This window comes from Nitrospirota bacterium (genome assembly GCA_040757595.1).
Classification (GTDB): Bacteria; Nitrospirota; Nitrospiria; order Nitrospirales; family Nitrospiraceae; genus JBFLWP01.
In genome coordinates, this window is the sequence record JBFLWP010000006.1 from 66,238 (window position 1) to 83,898 (window position 17,661).

A 17,661-nucleotide genomic window follows, 5' to 3' on the forward strand; every position below is an offset into this window, starting at 1 on the left:
GAAGGCGTGAGGGCGGCTTACTTGCCGTGGCACTTTTTGTATTTCTTGCCGGAACCGCAGGGGCAGGGGTCGTTGCGGCCGATCTTCTCGCCGGTCCGGTGGACGGTCTGCGGGGCGGCCGGCTCTTCGCCGCGGTTGAGCACGAGCCGGGGCGGGGCGGCGGGGCGGGCGATCTCCACGGCCGGCCGCTCGGCCCTGACGGGCTGCACGCGGAAGAGCCGTTCCAGCGCGTCCGCCTGGATCCGCTGCATCATGGCCGAGAACATGTCGAAGCCTTCCCGCTTGTACTCGAGCAGCGGGTCCTTCTGGCCGTAGCCGCGCAGGCCGATGCCGTCCCGGAGCTGGTCCATGGCCAGCAGGTGATCCTTCCAGTGGTGGTCAATCACCTGGAGGAGCAGCATTTTCTCGAGGTAGCGCAGCAGCTCCGTCCCGAGGGCCTGCTCCTTCTGCTGGTAGGCGCGCCGGACCCGGTCGAGCAGCTCCTCGCGCAGGGCGTCCCGGCCCAGGCTCTTCAAGTCCGCGACCTCGCCGTTCCCGGCCGCCTCCGCGGGCCGGTTCAGGTCGATCGCGAACTGGGCGTGGACCGCCTCGGTGAGGCCGGCGAAGTCCCACTCCTCCGGATACTGCTCCTCGGGACAGTAGACGTTCACCATCGAGTCCACGACCTCGGCCATCATGTCGCGGACCTCCTCGCTGAGGTCGTCGCCCGTGAGGATCATGCGCCGGTGCTGGTAGATCACCTCGCGCTGCTTGTTCATCACGTCGTCGTATTCGAGGAGCTGCTTGCGGATCTCGAAGTTGTGGGCCTCGACCTTCGTCTGGGCGTTGGCGATCGCGCGGGTGACCATCCGGTGCTCGATCGGCACGCCCTCCTCCATGCCCAGCTTGAGCATGAGGTTGGAGATGCGCTCGGAGGCGAAGATGCGGAGCAGGTCGTCCTCCAGCGAGAGGTAGAAGCGCGAGGAGCCGGGGTCGCCCTGCCGGCCCGCCCGGCCGCGGAGCTGGTTGTCGATGCGGCGGCTCTCGTGCCGCTCGGTGCCGAGGATGTGCAGTCCCCCCAGCGCGACGACATCCTGCTTGTCCCTCTCGCAGTCGGCCTTGATCTCCTCGAAGGCCTTCCGCTTCTGCTCCTCGGTCAGCTTGCCTTCCTCGTCCTGGTAGAGGATACGCTTGAAGAGGAAGTCCGGGTTGCCGCCGAGCAGGATGTCGGTGCCGCGACCGGCCATGTTCGTGGCGATCGTGACCGCGCCCTTGCGCCCGGCCTGGGCGATGATCTCCGCCTCCTTCTCGTGGTACTTGGCGTTGAGCACGTTGTGCCTGATGCCGTGCCGCTTGAGGTGGCCGGCCAGGCGCTCCGACTTCTCGATCGAGATCGTGCCGACCAGCACCGGCTGGCCCCGCTCGTGGCAGTCCTTGATCTCCTCGACGATCGCCTCGAACTTCTCCTTCTCGGTCCGGTACACGACGTCCGCGTAGTCCGTGCGGATCATCGCGCGGTTGGTCGGGATCACGTTCACGTCGAGGTTGTAGATCTTCGCGAATTCGCCCGCCTCCGTGTCCGCGGTGCCGGTCATGCCGGCCAGCTTGGCGTACATGCGGAAGTAGTTCTGGAACGTGATCGAGGCGAGGGTCTGGTTTTCGTTGGCGATCTTGACCCCTTCCTTGGCTTCCACGGCCTGGTGCAGGCCGTCGCTCCACCGGCGGCCCGGCATGAGGCGGCCGGTGAACTCGTCCACGATGATGACTTCGCCGTCCTTCACGACGTAGTCCACGTCGCGCTTGTAGAGCGCGTGGGCCTGCAGGGCCTTGATCACGTGGTGGACCAGGTCCAGGTGGGCGAGGTCGTAGAGGTTGTCCACGCCCAGGAGCTTCTCGACCCGGGCGTTGCCTTCGTCGGTCAGCGCGGCGGTCTTGGTCTTCTCCTCGATCGTGTAGTCCCGCTCGAGCTTGAGCTGCGGGATGATCGCGTTGATCCGGTAATAGAGGTCGGTGTTCTCCTCCGTGGGGCCGGAGATGATCAGCGGCGTGCGGGCCTCGTCGATCAGGATGCTGTCCACCTCGTCCACGATCGCGTAGTTCAGCTCCCGCTGCACGCACTGGCCGATGTCGGTGACGATCAGGTTGTCGCGCAGGTAGTCGAACCCGAACTCGTTGTTGGTTCCGTAGGTGATGTCCGCCCGGTAGGCCTCCGGCCTCGTGCAGGGGCGCAGGTGCTGGAGCCGCTTGTCCGGGGCGTCGTAGGCCGGGTCGAAAAAGAAGGAGGCGTCGTGCTGGATCACGCCGACCGAGAGGCCCAGCGCGTGGTAGAGCGGGCCCATCCACTGGGCGTCGCGCTTGGCCAGGTAGTCGTTGACCGTGACCAGGTGCACGCCCTTGCCCGTGAGCGCGTTCAGGTAGAGCGGGAGCGTGGCGACGAGGGTCTTGCCCTCGCCGGTCTTCATCTCGGAGATCTTGCCCTGGTGGAGGACCATGCCGCCCAGGAGCTGCACGTCGAAGTGCCGCATCGCGAGGCGGCGCTTGGACATCTCCCGGCAGACGGCGAAGGCCTCCGGCAGCAGGTCGTCCAGCGCCTGGCCGTCCGCCAGCCGCTTCTTGAACTCCTCGGTCTTGTCCCGGAGAGCCTGATCGGACAAGGGGGCGAGGGATGTCTCCAGGCCGTTGATCTGGGCGACGATCGGCCGCAGCCGGTTGATTTCCCGGTCGTTCTTGCTGCCGAAGAGGGCGTTGAGCAGGCGAACCAGCATCAGCTAACCTGTTCTGACTACAGACGGATTTGTCCGACCATCCGGCAGTATACAGGAATTCCCACGCGAAGCAAAATCGGCAAAGGCCCTCCTGCACCGCTCATTGATTTCGCCCGTCGCTCCGTCTTATAGTCCGGCGCAGGAGCGTCGCCGCGGGATGGCCGGGGAGCCACGGATTCGGAGATCAAGAGGAGGATTCGCCGCACTGGCGGTCTCGGCGCTCGTCGCGCTGGCTCAGCCGCCAGCCGCCGCCGGCCAGCCGGCCCAGGCTGACGCGGGCAAGCGGCAGGTGGAGCAGGGCGCGAAGCTCTACCGGGACGGGAACTACGACGGAGCCCTCTCGACGCTCAAGAAGGCCGTCGAGCTCCAGCCCCGTTCGGCCGAGGCCCATTACTTCCTCGGGCTCGTGTATTTCAACGGCAAGCGCCAGCCGGCGCAGGCCGTGGAAGAGATCAAGAAGGCCATCCAGTTCAAGCCCGACTATGCGTCGGCCTACTACGATCTGGGTCTCATCTATCAGGCGCAGGGCAAGCGCACGGACGCCGAGCAATCGCTGAAGCGGGCGATCGAGCTGGCGCCGCGCAACGAAGAAGTGCGCTTGGCCCTGGCCCGGCTCTACGAGCGCAACCGCGACACCGACTTGGCGATCCGGGCCTATCAGGACCTGCTGGCCCTCAAACAAGACCACACCGGCGCCCTGTACAGCCTGGGCTACCTCTACGAGAGCCTCGGCGACCACGACCGGGCCAGCGAGATGCTGGTGCGGCTGACACGCGCCGATCCGGGCCATCCGGACGGCTGGTACCTCCTGGGACGGATCGCGGAGAAGGAAAACCAGTTGGCCGAGGCCGCCGACTACTACAGGCAGGCCGTCGCAGCCAAGCCGGACCTGGTGGACGCTCACTACAACCTGGGCTTCATCTACCGGAGCCTGGACCGGAAACAGGAGGCGGCCAAGCAGTTCCTGGAGGTGATCCGGTTGAGACCCGAGTACGCCGAGGCCCACATGAACCTCGGCGTCGTCTACACGGGGCTCAACCAGTTGGACGACGCGGAGCACGAGTACGACGTCGCCGTCAATTTGAAGCCGGGGCTGGCGGAGGCCCACTACAACTTCGGCGTGTTCTACGAACTGCACAAGAAGGACGTGGGCAAGGCCCTGGTCCATTACCGCAAGTACTTGGAATTGGGCGGGACGGACGAGCGGGTGGAGCGGATCGTCGGGCAATCGAAAAAATGAGGCGGGCTCGTTCCGGTCTTGGCGCTGGGGAAAATCGCGACGTTCCTGTCCAAGTCCCTGGACAACTTTCGGGACATGCCGGCAAGGTTACTGGGGCGGAAAGACGGCGCGGCGCCAGCGGAACCTCGCGTCTCCACTGGGGAGGGGAGTTCGACTCGTCTTCCGCTGGGTCAGGGCATGCCGCTTGCTGCTTGACGCGGCGGTGAAGCCCGGCTACCATACCGCCTCGCAGTTGGCGCCGGTCATGATGCATCGGATGATCTTGCGGAAATCTCTCACAATCGGCCTCGTCTCGGTGCTCTTGCTTCTGGCCGGGACGATGTATGCCCGGGCCGTGGCGCATGAGGCTCACCATGCGCACCATCAGGCCCGCACGCACGCGACGGCCTTGTGCGCCTGGATGTGCACGGCCGGGACCGGGCTCGACGCGCACGAGGTGATTCTCGCTCCCGCTCCCCGCCCGCTCGTCGCGCTCTCTCTGCCGTTCTCCGACGATCCCGTCAGCGTCACCGGCTCGACCTCCCTCTCCCGCGCCCCTCCGTCCCTCTTCGCGTAGCCGTTCCGTTTTGAGCTGAGATCCGGAAGTCGGGCTTGGCCCTTGCCGATCGGCGCAGAGGCTCGCCTCCCCGGCGTTTCCGGTCCGCATCCGTAGCTCCCCGGCTCTCCCGTCCTGGGCGGCCTGGGAGCTCGCAGCTAAGGAGAGACACCATGGGTAGGCAGTTGTTCCGGACGATCATCGTCATGGCGGCGCTCGCGCTCGGCATCCTCGCCCAGTCCGGGGAGGCGACGTGGGCGATGGGCTCGCGGCCGCCCGCTGTCGGTATGCCCGCCGAGGACTTCACGCTCACGGATCTCGCGGGGCGACCGCACCGGCTCAGCGAGTATCGCGGCAAGGTCGTGCTGTTGAACTTCTGGGCGACCTGGTGCAAGCCCTGCACGACCGAAATGCCCGCGATGCAGGCCGTGTACGACCGGTTGAAGGACCGGGACTTCGTGGTGCTGGCGGTCAACGAGCTCGAAGACGTACCCAAAGTGCGGGAGCACATCCGGACCTACGCCCACACCTTCCCCGTCCTGCTGGACACGGACAACCGGGTGGCGAACATGTACGGGGTCTTCGGGCTGCCGGTCAGCGTGTTCATTGACGAGTACGGCGTCGTGCAGGAGTACATCAAGGGCGGCTTGCTGACCGAGCAGAAGATCACCGAGACGGTCACCAGGCTGCAGGAGAAATCCGCGCCCAAGGCCGCCTCTTTGCGGTGACGATGAACCGGAGCCTGAAACAGACTTTCGTCCTGGGCCTGGTCGCCGGGCTCCTGCTCCTGGGAGGGCTCGGGGCCGCTCAGGCGACCACCCACGCGCTGCACCATGCGCACCACCAGGCCGCCACGCACGCGACCGCGTTCTGCTCGTGGCTCTGCGCGGCGGGGCAGGGCGCGGAGGCCCAGGCCGTCTGGCTGGCCGTGGACCGTGCGCCCTCGGCCCCGGCCGTGCTCTCCGTCGAGCAGGCGGTCTCCAGCCCGACGCTCCGCCTGACCCTCACCCGCGGCCCGCCCATCCTCTCCCGCTGAGTCTCGTTTCCCCAACCGCAACGTGAATCCCAGTCGCTCCGGCCGTGCCCGGGAGCGTCCGGCCGTGCCGGACTCCCCGTGCTGCTCCGGAACGACCGGGCGCGACCGCTCGCAGGCCGGGGCCTGCTTGCGGCGCGGAAGATTCTGTGAAAGGAGAGGACGTGAACCGACAATTCAGTCGCATCGTTTCCGGTCTTTTGATCGGCCTGGCTGCGGCTTGGGCCGTCCAATTCCCCTCGCGAGCCGAGGCGGCCTGCGGCAGCGTGACTTGCTTCATCGTGATCGGGTCGCAGCAGCAGATTCCGCAAAAGGGCCTGCTGACCGTGAACATGTTCTATACCTTGACGCCCATGAGCTTGCAGAGCGGGACCACCGGCGTGATCCCGGCCGTCGATCAGGATCGGCGTCGGTTGATTTTGGACCACCATCGTGAGACCAGGACCATCACCCAGACCGCCACGTTGGACCTGAACTACGGCGTGACGGACCGGTTCGGAATCGAAGTCACGATTCCGTACCTGAGTCGGTCGCACCACCACATTGACGGGCTCGGTGAGGCCAACGGGGGAGCGGGCAACAACATCGATTTCTACGACAACGGGCTCGGGGACACCAGGATCACTCTCAAGTACAACGTGCTGCCCACGCTCACCAGCATGGTCGTGACGGGGTTCGGGGTGGAGCTGCCCACCGGCAAGTACAACTCCCGGGACGCGGCGAACGGCGTGATGGAGGCGCCGACGCAGCTCGGCCGGGGCCAGGTCGGCCTGATCGGGTCCGTCTACCAGACCTATGAGCTGATTCCGCACCGGCTGAACCAGTTCTCGTTCGCGAGCTACCGGCACACCTTCCGGAACAACGCCGGCTACCAGTTCGGCGACGAGTACACGTTGAACGCGGGGTTCAACCTCGTCACGTTCCCCTGGCTCACGCTGACGAGCCAGGTCAACTACCGGTATCTGGTCCACGACAACATGAGCGCGTCGCTGTTCCGGTCCGCGACGCCGAGCGATACTCCCTATCCGGACGATCCGATCGCGATCGACCGCAACATCAAGGACCGGCGCGTGCCCAACACCGGCTCGACCTACCTGGCCTACACGCCCGGCTTCCAGATCAGCATCGACGACACGACCTCGCTGTATTTCTACTCCCAGATTCCAGTCGCGCGCGACTTCAACAACAACCTAGCCCAGGACGTGAGCTTCACGTTCGGGCTCACGAAGTACTTCCAGCTCGTCAAGCCGTCGTCGTAGCGTCTGCGGGAGGAAAGTTCGAATGCGCATCAGTTGAAACGAGGAGCGAGGCGTGAACGCAGCGGCGCAGACAAGGGGGGAAGCTCGGTCCCACGTCCAGGGGTGGACGGCTTCCGTCCTGTTCCACGGCCTGGCTGTGGCAGGGGCGGTCTTTCTCTTGAGTGACTTGCGCTTGGTCCCGAAGCCGGAGCCGTTCAAGTGGAACGTGGCGCTGGTGGAGCGTCCCAAGTCCAAGCCGATGGACCAGCCTGTCCAGACCCAGTCCAAGCCGGCCCCGGCGAAAAGGACTCCGGTTGCGCCGCAACCGGTCGAGCCGGAGCCCGTTGTGCAGACCGTTGCGACGGTGGAGACAGTCAAGCCGGTCATCCGGGAGACTGCCATTCAGGAGACTCGTGAGGTGGCGCCGGTCGTGCGGAAGACCGTCCCTGTCACGACGACGGTGGCTCAACCGGCCCAGACCATCCGGACCGTGGGGCCGTCCCGGCCGGCGATGACTGAGACCGTGACGGCAGGAGCCCCTGCCGTGACTCAAGCGATACGGGCGCCCAGCCAGCCGGCCGGCACCACGACGGTCGTGGAGGCTGAGCCGGCGGCTCCCGCAGTCCAGCAGCCGGTGGCGATGCAGACCGCCCCGCAGGTACTGGCTCGGGCCGAGACGACTCCTCTTCCCGGGAGCCGGCTTGTTGTCAAGGAGGAGCCGGCTCCGGTGCCGGTCGCACGGGAAACGGAAGCGGCCCAATCGTCACCGGTCATCCAAGAGGCGACGGTCCGCGCACTGCCGGTCCGACCCGCACCAGCGGCGAAAGCCGATTACGGCTGGTTGGCGCAGTCGCTGTGGGATCGGGTCGCGCGCATCAAGCGCTATCCGCACCAGGCCCGGGCCCGGCACTTGGAGGGGAGAGTCGTGGTGCGGGCGGTGATCCGGGAAGACGGGCATCTCGGAACCGTCGAGGTGGCGGAGAGCTCCGGCCATACGATCCTGGACGACGATGCGCTGGAGATCATCAGGCGGGCCTGCCCGCTGAAGCTCCGGTATCCGCTCGGCCGCCCGGAAGTGGTCGTGCAGGTGCCGATCCACTACCGGTTGGAACGGTAAAGCTCGGACAGGTGTCCAAGGAGGTTCCAATCATGGTCAGCCGACGCGGATGGAAGTCGCTCATAGGGGCTGGCTTGGCCGCCCTCGGTGGGGCGGCCCTGGCTGTGGCCGCAGAGCCGATCCCGCCGAATGCCGAGCTCGCCTTGGGCCAGAAGGTGACCGTCGAACACCAGGCGAAATCCGTCACGGGGCCCTCGGTGGCTGTTGACGAGCGGGGCACGGTGCACCTGGCCTGGATGCAGGAGGACAGGCAGAACGGCCAGGAGGTGCGCTCGGTCCGTTATGCCCGGATGAGCCAGCCGAGTGCGTCCTTGGGCACGGCCGTTCAAGTCAACCGGCCGGAGGAGTCCCCCTACTGGCGCCAGGAGGCTCCGGCCCTGGCGGTGAGCGGCGACGCGGTGTTCCTCACCTGGGCCTCGACCCATCCGAAGGCCGGCCCCGACAAGCCCTTCGCCAGCGAGCTGCGCCTCAGCCGATCCACGGACGGCGGGCAGACCTTCCTGCCCTCCGTGCTCGTGAACGACGACGGCCAAGCCATCGTGCACAGCTTCGATGCGCTGCGCCTCGGGCCGGACGGCACCCTCCACGTTTCCTGGATCGACGGGCGCGAGGGGAAGAAGGAGCCGGGGACCTACGCCGCGCGATCCGGCGACCACGGGCGGACGGTCGGCAAGAACCGGAAGGTGGACGAGAACACCTGCGTCTGCTGCCGGACCTCCCTGACGACCGCGCCGGACGGCACGGTCTATCTCGCCTGGCGGAAAATCTTCGAAGGGAACGTGCGGGAAACCGTCGTCGCCCGTTCGAACGACGGAGGACGCATCTTTTCGGAACCGGTGGTCGTCGGCCACGACCGATGGGTCTTTCCCGGCTGTCCGCACCGGCCGGCGTCGATTGGGGTGGACCGGCAGGGCCGGCTCTACGTCGTCTGGTACACGGAGGGGGCCGACGAGACCCCTGCGATTTACCTGGCCTACTCCGACGACGGAGGCCGGACCTTTTCGGCCAAGCGGGCCCTGAACGTCTCCAGGGGAACCTTCCCCGACCATCCGCAAATGGCGGTGGACGGCCAGGGTCGCCTCCTCGTGGTCTGGGAGGAGCAATCGCCGGTTCGGCGCGAGGTGGTGCTGAGCTACTCGCCTGACCGGGGCGCGACTTTCAGCAAACCGGTGAGACTGAACGAGAAGAAGGGGCAGAGCCCGGTCGTGGCGGTGAATGAGCAGGGGCTGGTGGCCATGGCCTGGCTGGAGCATGCGATGCCCGGCCACAAGACGGTGATCCAGACGGCGCAGCTCCCTTCGCAGCGGACCGCATTGAATGCCCCCATGGACTCGCAGTGATGATCCGGTGCGTCCTTCGTCCTTTTTTACGGTTGACCCTCTGGCTCGGGCTGGCGGGATTTCTGATCGGGTCGCTCTCCGCGGCCGGACCGACCGTGGATCCGCTGGTTGCGCTCAAGATCAGCCGGGCCGGAGCAGGAGTGGAGACGCCGGCCTTTAGCCTGAATCAGCTTGACGGGTCGGTGGTCCGCTCTCAGGACCTGGCCGGCAAGGTCCTGCTGCTCAACTTCTGGGCGACCTGGTGCGGGCCGTGCAAGGAGGAGATGCCGTCGCTGGATCGGCTGCGGCGACAGTTCGATCCACGGGAGTTCGTGCTGCTCGCGGTGACGGCGGATCGGCAGCGGGACGGGATCAAGGCCTTCTTGAAGCATCTGGGGCTGGATATTCCCGTGCTGTTCGACGAAGGCCAAGAAGTCTCCGCGGCCTTCATGGTGCGGGGCCTTCCCACGACCGTGCTGATCGGGAAGGATGGAAAGACCGTCGGGCGGGCTGTGGGCCCCCGTGCCTGGGACAGTCCCGAAGCCGTCGCCCTGGTCTCCAGCCTCGTGCGCCAATGAAACGGCTGATCCCATACCTGATTCTGGGGCTGGTGGCGGTCCAGGTCATCCTGGCTGTCGCCGCGGCTGCCTGCCTTTTCGACCATGCGGCGTCCCACCATGCAGGCCATCACCACCAGTCCAAGGCCCACTCCACACTCTGTGCCTGGGCCTGTCAGGCGAACCCCGGTTCTGGCTTCGCCGAGACTGCCCTGCCGGTCCAGCCGATCCTGCTCGCGCTGTTCTTTCTGTCCGTCTCCGTTTCCACCCTGTCTGGGTTCCGCCTCTATCATCTCGCTCCCCGCGGCCCGCCCTTCCTCGACTGACCGCGTCGTCACTCATCCCCGAAAGCAGGCAGCGAACAGCTAGTAGCACTGTGCTGTTCGCTACTCGCCGCTCGCTATTTTTGAAACGAGGAGGAGCGTATGACCGCGTGCGTCGTTCGTCGCGGCCTGATTCTGGCCGTATTGTTCATGAGTTCGTGGATTTGGTGGGACGGGCCGAGCTGGGCTCAGGAGCAGACTCCTGTTCCCCAGCCCCAGGCGGAGAAGGCCCGACGGAAGGAGAAACTGGAAAAGCAACTGAAGCAGATCCTGGAGGAGCTGGACGAGCTTCAGCATGAGGAGCAGCCGGCCGAGGGCGGGCGGGCTCCCGAAGGCCCCAGCATCATCAAGGGCCGGGTCGAGCCGGAAGAGCCGGGCGCCGCGCCGGAAATGGAACTGACGGATGTGAGCATCGTCAGCGATCGCATTCAGAAGCATCCGGAGGGTATCTCGCTCTCGACAGCCCCCCGATCCGAATATGATTCCCAGCCCACGCGACACATGCGCGAGTCCTTGGAGTCGCTGCCCGGCGTGATCGTCCGACAAGCGAACGGGCCTCGAGATTTTAGCATCTCGATTCGCGGCTCAGGGGTCAAGACCACGTTCGCGATCAGAGACCTCAAAATGTACGAAGACGGGATCATCCAAACGCAGTCCGATGGGTTGAGTCGAATGGACCTGCACGATCCGTGGTTTATGAAGAGCGTGGAGGTCACCCGAGGCGCGTCCTCTTCGCTGTACGACAACTATGCGCTGGGGGGGATGGTGCATTTTAAGACTCGGCGTGGCCGCGACATCAACGGCGCGGAGTCGTTCTTCGGCGTCGGCTCGTACGGCTTTCAGAAGTATGCCTTTGCCGCCGGTCAGGAGACCAAGAACACCGATATCGCCATGTTCGCCAGCCAGGTGGCTGAGGACGGGTACATCCAGCACAGCGGCTACACCACCCAAAGCCTCAATTTCAATTTCCGCTTCAAAATCGACGACAAGCAAAGCCTCTACTTCAAGGCCATCACGAATTGGCTCGACACGCAGGTGCCGACCCGGTTGACGCTCGCGCAGTTTGCGAGCAATCCACGGCAGGCCGGCGGGACCACGTGCACCTCCACGTCTTGCAACAATGCCTTGCTCTTGGGACAGCGGCGGCTGGACCGGAGGACGATCATCGGCGGCTTCTACGAGCGACAGCTCAATGCCAACACCGTGCTGACGGTGGAAGCCGATTACGATGTCAAGGATATCCATCAGACGTTCTCGCAAATCAACGACGCCGTGAATCCCAACTGGAAGCATTACGCCGACCTGCGGCACGACGGGCGCCTGGCGGGCATGCCGCTCAAAAGCTATGTCGGGTTTTTCGTCAACAACATGGAACAGGACTCGAACTCTTTTGCCAATTCCAACGACGGCACCGGTACGCGGGGAGTCCTGCGGCAAAACAGCCGCGGCACGATTCGGAATATCGGCGGGCGTTTTCGCGAGGAATTGGAGTTCGCGCCGAAATGGACCTTGGCGGCCGGGTTGGGGTACGAGCAATCAATCGTGAGCGTGCAGGTCATCAGCTACTCGTCGGCGGGAGCCCTCAGTAGTCGGGCGAATGCGGACCGCACCTTTGACAATTGGGCGCCGGAAATGTCCCTGACCTGGAAGCCGGCCGAGGGCTACAGGCACTGGGTTCGAGCGTCCACAGGCTACGGGATACCGGGATTTAGCAATCTGACTACCGATCCCTTCACCGGCCTGGCCGGCACGAACTTCAATCTCAAACCGCAGAAAAACCTGAACCTGGAAATCGGCACCGACTCGAAACTCGCCAAGGATCTCTCAGTCCAACTCGTCGGATATTGGATCTTCTTCAAGGACGAAATCATCTCCCAAGTCGTGTCGTCGACGGGCGGGACGGCGTCCATCAACGCCGATGGGTCGGAATACCGAGGTATCGAACTCAGCTACGACTGGCGCCCCTTGGCCGGGTGGCGATTCTCGGGTGCCTATACGCACGTGACCGGCACGTACACGAATTTCAAGGACAGGTTTCTGGTGAACGGCGTGCCGACGGACTTCGTGCGAGACGGGAAACTGGTCCCCAACGTGGTGCGAAACGTGCTCAACTTCAAGGAAGAGTACGATCACCCGTCTGGATGGGGGGGCTGGTTCGAGACAAGCTACTGGGACAGTTATTTCCTCAACAACGCCAATACAGTCGGCGCGCCGGCCTACTGGTTGATGAATGCCAATATTCACAAGAACTTTGAGTTCATGAACAATTCCTATGTTCGGTTCGCCAAGTTCTACTTCGAGCTGGACAACATTGCCGACAAAACCTACGTGGCCTCCGGCAACGTGGTTGCGGATAGCACGCCCGATGCCAGCAAGACGCTGTTCTTCGCCGGCTATGGGCGGGCCATCTACGCAGGCCTGACGCTGGGGTTCTTCTAACGGAGGAAGCCGTGAGCATACTGAATCGGGCCATGATGGTCTCAACAGGCTGTGCACTCGTCTGTATCAGCGGCTGCCTGCTCGCTGGCCAGGGATGGGCGCAGGAAGCTTCTGCCCGGGATCGCGCAGCGGCTCGCACCGAGCGGATCAAAGCACTCCAGGCGCAGGCGGCCCGCATCCAGAAAGAGTTGGAGGCGATGAGGCGGGTGGAAGTCAAAGAGAAGCCGGCGGCTGCCAGGCAAGGGCCGCCGACCGCGAAGCCGCTCGATGGCGTCACGCGATCGGCGGCTGCACGGGAGGAGTTCACCGAGCAGCCGACCAGGCACATGCGGGAGTCGCTGGAGTCCCTGCCGGGCACGACGGTTCGGCAAGGCGATGGACCTCGCGACTTCAACATCTCGATCCGCGGGTCCGGCGCCAATGCCGGTTCGAGGTAGGCCCGGTTTGGGAAGAAGCAGCACGGGGGACGACCGTGACGGGGCTGCCTGTCAGCCACGGCGACTGTAGCATGCGTGAGCATCCGCCAGTAGACAAGCTGCGGAAGGCCGCGCTAGAGTCCCGCCAACCTAGCTCGGAGGTGACTCGCGTGAAGCGAGTGCTGACGCCGATTGCCGGAGTTCTGGTCGCCGTCTATCTCGTGCTGGCGGTCCAGGCGGCGGTTTGCCTTTTTGCCGACACGGCCCCTCAGGGTGAAGGCCACCACCATCATTCCGACAAGGCCGCGCACTCGGCCCTTTGCTTGTGGGCCTGCCAGGCCCATGACGGGCCGAGTCACGTTTCGGCATCTCCAGCCCTTCTCCTCGTCTTCCTGAGCTTGGGGTTGGTCCGCTTTGTTGCAGCCCTTGCGTCGAGTCATTTTCTTCACCAACCCTGCGCCCGCGCTCCTCCCCGCTGATCTCCGTTCCGGGTGATTCTGTTCCATCCCGAGCTGCACGGATGACGTGCGGCAGTGTCTGCTTCTCGGTCCGGCTCTGTCCTGTGCGGAGCCGCGTCGTGAGCCGCACCGAGGCTTGTGGCGTCGCCCTGCCGGCCTGTGGCAAGGCGAAGTCGGGCACCGGACATCGGGTTGCAGCGGCCTCGGACGTTCGATTCAGCCGTGCGTCTGATGAAAGGTCCGGTTTCGGAATGGCCTCCTTGCCGGACCTTTGCCGGGGCGCAGGCGGTCCTCATGCGCCTGCTCCCCGGGCACTTTCGGTCGAGTCACGCGGTGAACCTTGTATCAAAGGAGTGAAGCACGATGACGAGACGAATCGCGTTCTGGCTGGTCTTCGCGATCCTCTGTGGCGGGACTTCTGCGTGGGCTGAGGATGAGCCTGCGCGACTTCTCCAGGTCGGCGCGGAGGAGACGGAGCAGGCGATTGTACAGATCGGGGGGCGGATGTGCGAATACCGCCGGAGCGAAGTGGAAGATGCCCTTCGCCGGTTCGACGCAGTGCGGCAGGTGCAATTTCTGAACAATCACGGAACGGTGTTGGTCCGGTTTCTGGGCAGCGGGGTGCGTCCTGAACGGCTGGCGCAAGCCGTCGAGCGGGCCTTGATCATGGGCTGGGGCTGCAAGGCCTGGGTGGATGAGGGGGCCGGACTCGCTGCCGGGGCCGGCTAAGGAGGTGGCGGGATGCGCGAGAGGATCAATTACGAGTTGATTTCAGTTGCGGCTGGATTGGCGTTGCTGGGGCAGTGCGGAGTAGGGCTGACTGCGGAGCCGAGGCCCGTCATGGCCGAGGGGAAGACGATCGTGCTTATGATGGGCGGCAGGTTCTGCGAATTCTATGCGAAAGAGCTGACCGAGGCGCTGAAGGCTGTGAAAGGTGTAAAGGCGGCGGACCTAAAGAGCGTGAAAGGTCATGCGAGGGTGACTCACGACGGCAGCGTGAAACCGGAGGCGCTGGTCGCGGCGGTGAAGGGGGTCAAGGGAACCAAAATGGGGATGGAATGGCACTGTACGGCGGAGGTGATGAAGTGAGGAGGGGCAGGCGCATGGTGGTCATCCTGATCTTGCTGGCGACGGGACTCACCGTCGGAGTGAGCCTGGTGTCGTTCTCCCTGGATCTCAAAGATTCGCCCACCATGGCGAAACGGGCGGTGCTACCCAGGGATGGCGAGCTGGCGCTCCCGGCCGGCTATACAACTTGGCCGAAATTCCTCTCCGAAGTCCAGCGGCCGGACGCGAAGCAGGTGCGCGAGATCTACATCAATCCGGTTGGCGCGAGAACCGAAGCGGGCCGGCCATTTCCGGACGGCACGATCATGGTCATGGAACTGTACAGGGCCAAGGCGGAAGGGGAGGCGCTGGCGAAGGGGCCTGACGGGAAGCTGGCGAAGGGCGACTTGGTCAAGGTCTTCGTCATGGGCAAAGGCGAAGGCTGGGGGCAGGACGTGCCGGCGAACCTCAGGAACGGGACCTGGCTCTATGCGGCCTACGGACCGGACGCCAAGCCCCTGCGGGAGGATTTCACCAAGTGCCGGGCCTGCCATGCGCCACTGGTCCAGAAGGACTTCGTGCACCGGTACGACCAGTATTTTGAAGCCCGCACAAAGCGAATGCACGAACGGTAGCCACGTTGCGGCGGAATTGGACCCGGTTGAGTGAGCCACCTACCTCCCTTGCTGGGTCCTTGCGGGAGGCGGCCCACGGTCGCCTCCCGCTGCATCGCAAGGTACCGACGGAGGGACGGCTATGGACAAACCGTTGCTGCGAGTCGGGGAAGCGGCGGAACTGCTGAACGTGAGTCGCTGGACCATCTATCGCTGGGTCGAGGAGGGACGGCTGGATGCGACCAGGATCGGGAGCAACAGCCTGCGCGTCTTCCGCGAGTCCGTCACCACGTTGATCGAGGAGAACCGAACGGACGGGGTCCCGTGCAAGTCTTGACCGGTTCGGGTGGGGCACAGCCTCCTTGCTCGGACCGCTCCCGGGGCGAGGGCTTGGTTCCTCCGGCCTTCGCCCCGGCCCCTTTGCCTGGCCTGTCGGAGGGACGCCGCCTCTTGAGACAGTTTGTGACGGGCAAGAGGAGGCAGGGTTCTCTTGTCTGGTGGGGGATGGCGAACTGGGTGCGTGGACATGGACGTTGCGGGGGACTTCCAGGGCCGTTCGTTGCCGCGGATCAGGATTTCGGCGTCAGCCGAAGCGGGTGGCAATGGCGTGAGGAGGGAGCGGTCATCGGTCAACAAATGAAGGAGGGACGTTATGAAAAGGGCGGTCGTCGTTGGGTTTGTCGTATGGTTTGCGGTGATGACGGTCGGAGTTACTTCTGTTCCGGCCGAAAAGGGGTCCGATCACGTCAGGGAAGGCGTCAAACATGTCAAGGAAGGGATTGCCCATGTCAAGGAAGCCCTCGCGCATCTGGAGGAGTCGGTGAAGGCCGCGGGAGATACGCACACCAAAGAAGCGTTACAGCATGCCAAGGAGGCGATCAAGCATGCGGAGGAGTCGGTCGAACATGCCCAGCATGCCCCAGCCATGGCGCCGTCGGCCAAGAAGAAATAGCGCAACGAAACGAACAGGGAGATTGACAGAACGGGTTGCCCCTACCGTCCATGCCGAGGGGAGGAGTGATATGCGCAACAGGCTATGGCTCCGGGTTGCAGCCGTGGCGTGGCTGCTGGTCGGGCCTTTTCCTGCCGGCGCCCAGGATCAGACCCTGGAACGGCTGCTCCGCGCACAGGCTTTCAACCAGGAGTTCGAGGGGTATGACCATTACCAGGTGACGATCGAGGCCGACCGGTCCCAGCAGGACGGCTCACGGGAAGTAACGGCCGTGGCCAGCGGGCGGTTTCTCGAGCATGTGAAGCGACTGAAAGTGTTGTTCCTCATCGTCGGCGATCAGGTCGTCGGCGGTCAGATTCTGGAACAGCAGGGACTGCCGCCGTGTGCAGTCTCTTCGCAGGAAGCATTGTAGGCATTCATTCACAGGAGGTAGCTATGTTGAGACACGTGTGTTGCAGTGTGGTTGCCATGTTGCTGGTCTGGGGAGTAAGCCCGGTGCTGGCCCACCAAGCCGGCGGGGTCGAAATCGGCGACTACGAAACCGGGTCGGTGATCGGGCAGGCATTCAAGGAATTGCCGATTGACGTGGAGTTCATCGCGCTGGATAGCGTGGGCGGAAAAAAGGTCTGGTATCCGCCGACCGCCATCGTCAACGTGCGGGATCGGGGCAGCAACCCGGTCGTGCTGAAGGTGACCAACAAGACGAGCGCGGACCAGGGCTTCTCGCTCTCGGCGGGCGACAGCTACGCGCCGCCCACCTCGCTGAACGTGAGGTTGGTGCTGAAGCCGGGAGAGATCAAGTACATCGGCATCCCCACCAGCGACCTGACTTACGTCACGACGGGTGGGGTCCTCGTTTATAAATCGCACGTGCCCGGCGCGGACATCCTGGGCGGGCAGTTGATGGTCATCAAGTAAACGGAAAGTAGGATGCAATCAGGGGGGAGCCCCGCGCGTACCGGCAGGTGCGAGCGGGGCTTCGCATTTTGAGAGGCTGCGTTCCGTACACTGATCCGTATGGACGTAGTCGTTACCACCAGTAGGGGTAACGGCCCCAGTAGGGGCGCCAGTAGGGGTGCGCGTAGGGGGGGAGGCCGTACTGTGGGCCTTCGACCTGCGGCCAGACCTTCAGGTGCTTGATCTCCAGGGTGGGATACGTGTATTCCATTTCGTCCAGCGGCAGGGCGGTGGCGCCGGTCACCTCGCCGGTGACGGTCACGCGCGTGCCGGGCGGGATCGTGGCGGGATCGAGGAAGTCGGGCTGAACGGCCAGGAAGCGCCCTTCCGAGGCGGTCCGGTCCCATCCCGGTTCCTGCGAGTCTCCCAAGGGGAGCTGCAGGATCTCGATGCGGGTCCCGTTCTTCAGCCGCTTGGCCGACAGGACCTCGCCGCCCAGGACCACGAGCCGGCCCCGGTAGGAGTCCGGGGCCTGTTTGAGTTGCACGAAGGTCAGGTGCCGGTCCACCTGGGGCCGGAGGGAGGCGGGGACCACATGGTTGCCGGCGCAGGCGAGCAGGAGAGCGGCCGCAGCGGCCGTCCAGGCGCCGGTCACCGCGAGACGGGGCGACATGCTTCATTATAGCAGAGGCGCCTCGTGCGCCAGTTTGGATTATAATGGCGTCGGGCGGG

At 64.7% G+C, this 17,661-nt stretch carries 21 protein-coding genes; 19 read left to right on the forward strand and 2 right to left on the reverse strand.

Translation table 11 applies throughout. From position 1 onward, the window contains the following. Nucleotides 1-17: 17 nt before the first annotated feature. A complete protein-coding gene (secA, locus tag AB1411_07480) occupies nt 18-2,744 on the reverse strand; it encodes a preprotein translocase subunit SecA (GenBank protein MEW6543436.1) in 2,727 nt (908 codons plus the stop codon). A 157-nt stretch (nt 2,745-2,901) separates the two neighbouring features. On the opposite strand from secA, the gene AB1411_07485 reads away from it, so the two are divergent. The 19 genes from AB1411_07485 (at nt 2,902) to AB1411_07575 (ending at nt 16,950) form a co-directional block, all read left to right on the forward strand. After that, a complete protein-coding gene (locus AB1411_07485) occupies nt 2,902-3,984 on the forward strand; it encodes a tetratricopeptide repeat protein (GenBank protein MEW6543437.1) in 1,083 nt (360 codons plus the stop codon). Nucleotides 3,985-4,168: 184 nt separating this feature from the next. Next, entirely contained in the window at nt 4,169-4,540 is a 372-nt protein-coding gene (locus AB1411_07490; protein MEW6543438.1) for a hypothetical protein, read from the forward strand. Nucleotides 4,541-4,692: 152 nt separating this feature from the next. Next, the gene (locus AB1411_07495; GenBank protein MEW6543439.1) at nt 4,693-5,247 is read left to right on the forward strand and encodes a TlpA disulfide reductase family protein; all 555 of its coding nucleotides are present in this window, start codon (nt 4,693-4,695) and stop codon (nt 5,245-5,247) included. 2 nt (nt 5,248-5,249) lie between these two features. Further along, complete coding sequence (locus AB1411_07500) at nt 5,250-5,555, forward strand: hypothetical protein (protein ID MEW6543440.1); 306 nt, start codon at nt 5,250-5,252, stop codon at nt 5,553-5,555. A 161-nt stretch (nt 5,556-5,716) separates the two neighbouring features. Further along, nucleotides 5,717-6,811: a hypothetical protein gene (locus AB1411_07505; GenBank protein MEW6543441.1), complete on the forward strand. Its 1,095-nt coding sequence runs from the start codon at nt 5,717-5,719 to the stop codon at nt 6,809-6,811. Nucleotides 6,812-6,863: 52 nt separating this feature from the next. Further along, nucleotides 6,864-7,907 (forward strand): TonB family protein, encoded by a 1,044-nt coding sequence (locus tag AB1411_07510; GenBank protein ID MEW6543442.1) that lies wholly within the window; start codon nt 6,864-6,866, stop codon nt 7,905-7,907. A gap of 32 nt (nt 7,908-7,939) precedes the next feature. Beyond that, nucleotides 7,940-9,247, forward strand: a complete 1,308-nt coding sequence (locus tag AB1411_07515) for a sialidase family protein (GenBank protein ID MEW6543443.1) — start codon at nt 7,940-7,942, stop codon at nt 9,245-9,247. Nucleotides 9,248-9,279: 32 nt separating this feature from the next. Further along, nucleotides 9,280-9,804, forward strand: a complete 525-nt coding sequence (locus AB1411_07520) for a TlpA disulfide reductase family protein (protein ID MEW6543444.1) — start codon at nt 9,280-9,282, stop codon at nt 9,802-9,804. Continuing rightward, a complete protein-coding gene (locus AB1411_07525) occupies nt 9,801-10,109 on the forward strand; it encodes a hypothetical protein (protein ID MEW6543445.1) in 309 nt (102 codons plus the stop codon). The genes AB1411_07520 and AB1411_07525 overlap by 4 nt, the downstream gene beginning before the upstream one ends. Before the next feature lie 99 nt (nt 10,110-10,208). Next, the gene (locus tag AB1411_07530) at nt 10,209-12,545 is read left to right on the forward strand and encodes a TonB-dependent receptor (protein ID MEW6543446.1); all 2,337 of its coding nucleotides are present in this window, start codon (nt 10,209-10,211) and stop codon (nt 12,543-12,545) included. An 11-nt stretch (nt 12,546-12,556) separates the two neighbouring features. Further along, the gene (locus AB1411_07535; protein MEW6543447.1) at nt 12,557-12,982 is read left to right on the forward strand and encodes a Plug domain-containing protein; all 426 of its coding nucleotides are present in this window, start codon (nt 12,557-12,559) and stop codon (nt 12,980-12,982) included. Nucleotides 12,983-13,131: 149 nt separating this feature from the next. Then, nucleotides 13,132-13,440: a hypothetical protein gene (locus AB1411_07540; GenBank protein MEW6543448.1), complete on the forward strand. Its 309-nt coding sequence runs from the start codon at nt 13,132-13,134 to the stop codon at nt 13,438-13,440. Nucleotides 13,441-13,782: 342 nt separating this feature from the next. Next, a complete protein-coding gene (locus tag AB1411_07545) occupies nt 13,783-14,148 on the forward strand; it encodes a hypothetical protein (protein ID MEW6543449.1) in 366 nt (121 codons plus the stop codon). Nucleotides 14,149-14,160: 12 nt separating this feature from the next. Beyond that, a complete protein-coding gene (locus AB1411_07550; protein ID MEW6543450.1) occupies nt 14,161-14,508 on the forward strand; it encodes a cation transporter in 348 nt (115 codons plus the stop codon). 14 nt (nt 14,509-14,522) lie between these two features. Continuing rightward, the gene (locus AB1411_07555) at nt 14,523-15,101 is read left to right on the forward strand and encodes a cytochrome P460 family protein (protein MEW6543451.1); all 579 of its coding nucleotides are present in this window, start codon (nt 14,523-14,525) and stop codon (nt 15,099-15,101) included. Between the two features lie 121 nt (nt 15,102-15,222). Further along, nucleotides 15,223-15,417: a helix-turn-helix domain-containing protein gene (locus AB1411_07560; protein ID MEW6543452.1), complete on the forward strand. Its 195-nt coding sequence runs from the start codon at nt 15,223-15,225 to the stop codon at nt 15,415-15,417. A gap of 315 nt (nt 15,418-15,732) precedes the next feature. Continuing rightward, on the forward strand, nt 15,733-16,032 hold the full coding sequence (locus tag AB1411_07565; protein ID MEW6543453.1) for a hypothetical protein: 300 nt from the start codon (nt 15,733-15,735) through the stop codon (nt 16,030-16,032). A gap of 70 nt (nt 16,033-16,102) precedes the next feature. Further along, nucleotides 16,103-16,444, forward strand: coding sequence for a hypothetical protein (locus AB1411_07570; GenBank protein ID MEW6543454.1), 342 nt, complete (start codon nt 16,103-16,105; stop codon nt 16,442-16,444). 56 nt (nt 16,445-16,500) lie between these two features. Beyond that, nucleotides 16,501-16,950 (forward strand): hypothetical protein, encoded by a 450-nt coding sequence (locus AB1411_07575; GenBank protein ID MEW6543455.1) that lies wholly within the window; start codon nt 16,501-16,503, stop codon nt 16,948-16,950. A 112-nt stretch (nt 16,951-17,062) separates the two neighbouring features. Here the strand turns inward: AB1411_07575 and AB1411_07580 are convergent, their stop codons facing one another. Continuing rightward, the gene (locus tag AB1411_07580; GenBank protein ID MEW6543456.1) at nt 17,063-17,602 is read right to left on the reverse strand and encodes a Slp family lipoprotein; all 540 of its coding nucleotides are present in this window, start codon (nt 17,600-17,602) and stop codon (nt 17,063-17,065) included. Nucleotides 17,603-17,661 lie beyond the last annotated feature (59 nt).

Excerpts from the sequence above, each read along its gene's own strand:
- AB1411_07545 (MEW6543449.1), top strand. The coding sequence starts at position 13,783 with ATGACGAGACGAATCGCGTTCTGGCTGGTCTTCGCGATCCTCTGTGGC.
- secA (MEW6543436.1), bottom strand. The coding sequence starts at position 2,744 with ATGCTGGTTCGCCTGCTCAACGCCCTCTTCGGCAGCAAGAACGACCGG.
- AB1411_07555 (MEW6543451.1), top strand. The coding sequence starts at position 14,523 with ATGGTGGTCATCCTGATCTTGCTGGCGACGGGACTCACCGTCGGAGTG.
- AB1411_07550 (MEW6543450.1), top strand. The coding sequence starts at position 14,161 with ATGCGCGAGAGGATCAATTACGAGTTGATTTCAGTTGCGGCTGGATTG.
- AB1411_07575 (MEW6543455.1), top strand. The coding sequence starts at position 16,501 with ATGTTGCTGGTCTGGGGAGTAAGCCCGGTGCTGGCCCACCAAGCCGGC.
- AB1411_07570 (MEW6543454.1), top strand. The coding sequence starts at position 16,103 with ATGCGCAACAGGCTATGGCTCCGGGTTGCAGCCGTGGCGTGGCTGCTG.
- AB1411_07565 (MEW6543453.1), top strand. The coding sequence starts at position 15,733 with ATGAAAAGGGCGGTCGTCGTTGGGTTTGTCGTATGGTTTGCGGTGATG.
- AB1411_07560 (MEW6543452.1), top strand. The coding sequence starts at position 15,223 with ATGGACAAACCGTTGCTGCGAGTCGGGGAAGCGGCGGAACTGCTGAAC.
- AB1411_07580 (MEW6543456.1), bottom strand. The coding sequence starts at position 17,602 with ATGTCGCCCCGTCTCGCGGTGACCGGCGCCTGGACGGCCGCTGCGGCC.
- AB1411_07485 (MEW6543437.1), top strand. The coding sequence starts at position 2,902 with ATGGCCGGGGAGCCACGGATTCGGAGATCAAGAGGAGGATTCGCCGCA.
- AB1411_07495 (MEW6543439.1), top strand. The coding sequence starts at position 4,693 with ATGGGTAGGCAGTTGTTCCGGACGATCATCGTCATGGCGGCGCTCGCG.
- AB1411_07530 (MEW6543446.1), top strand. The coding sequence starts at position 10,209 with ATGACCGCGTGCGTCGTTCGTCGCGGCCTGATTCTGGCCGTATTGTTC.
- AB1411_07525 (MEW6543445.1), top strand. The coding sequence starts at position 9,801 with ATGAAACGGCTGATCCCATACCTGATTCTGGGGCTGGTGGCGGTCCAG.
- AB1411_07515 (MEW6543443.1), top strand. The coding sequence starts at position 7,940 with ATGGTCAGCCGACGCGGATGGAAGTCGCTCATAGGGGCTGGCTTGGCC.
- AB1411_07500 (MEW6543440.1), top strand. The coding sequence starts at position 5,250 with ATGAACCGGAGCCTGAAACAGACTTTCGTCCTGGGCCTGGTCGCCGGG.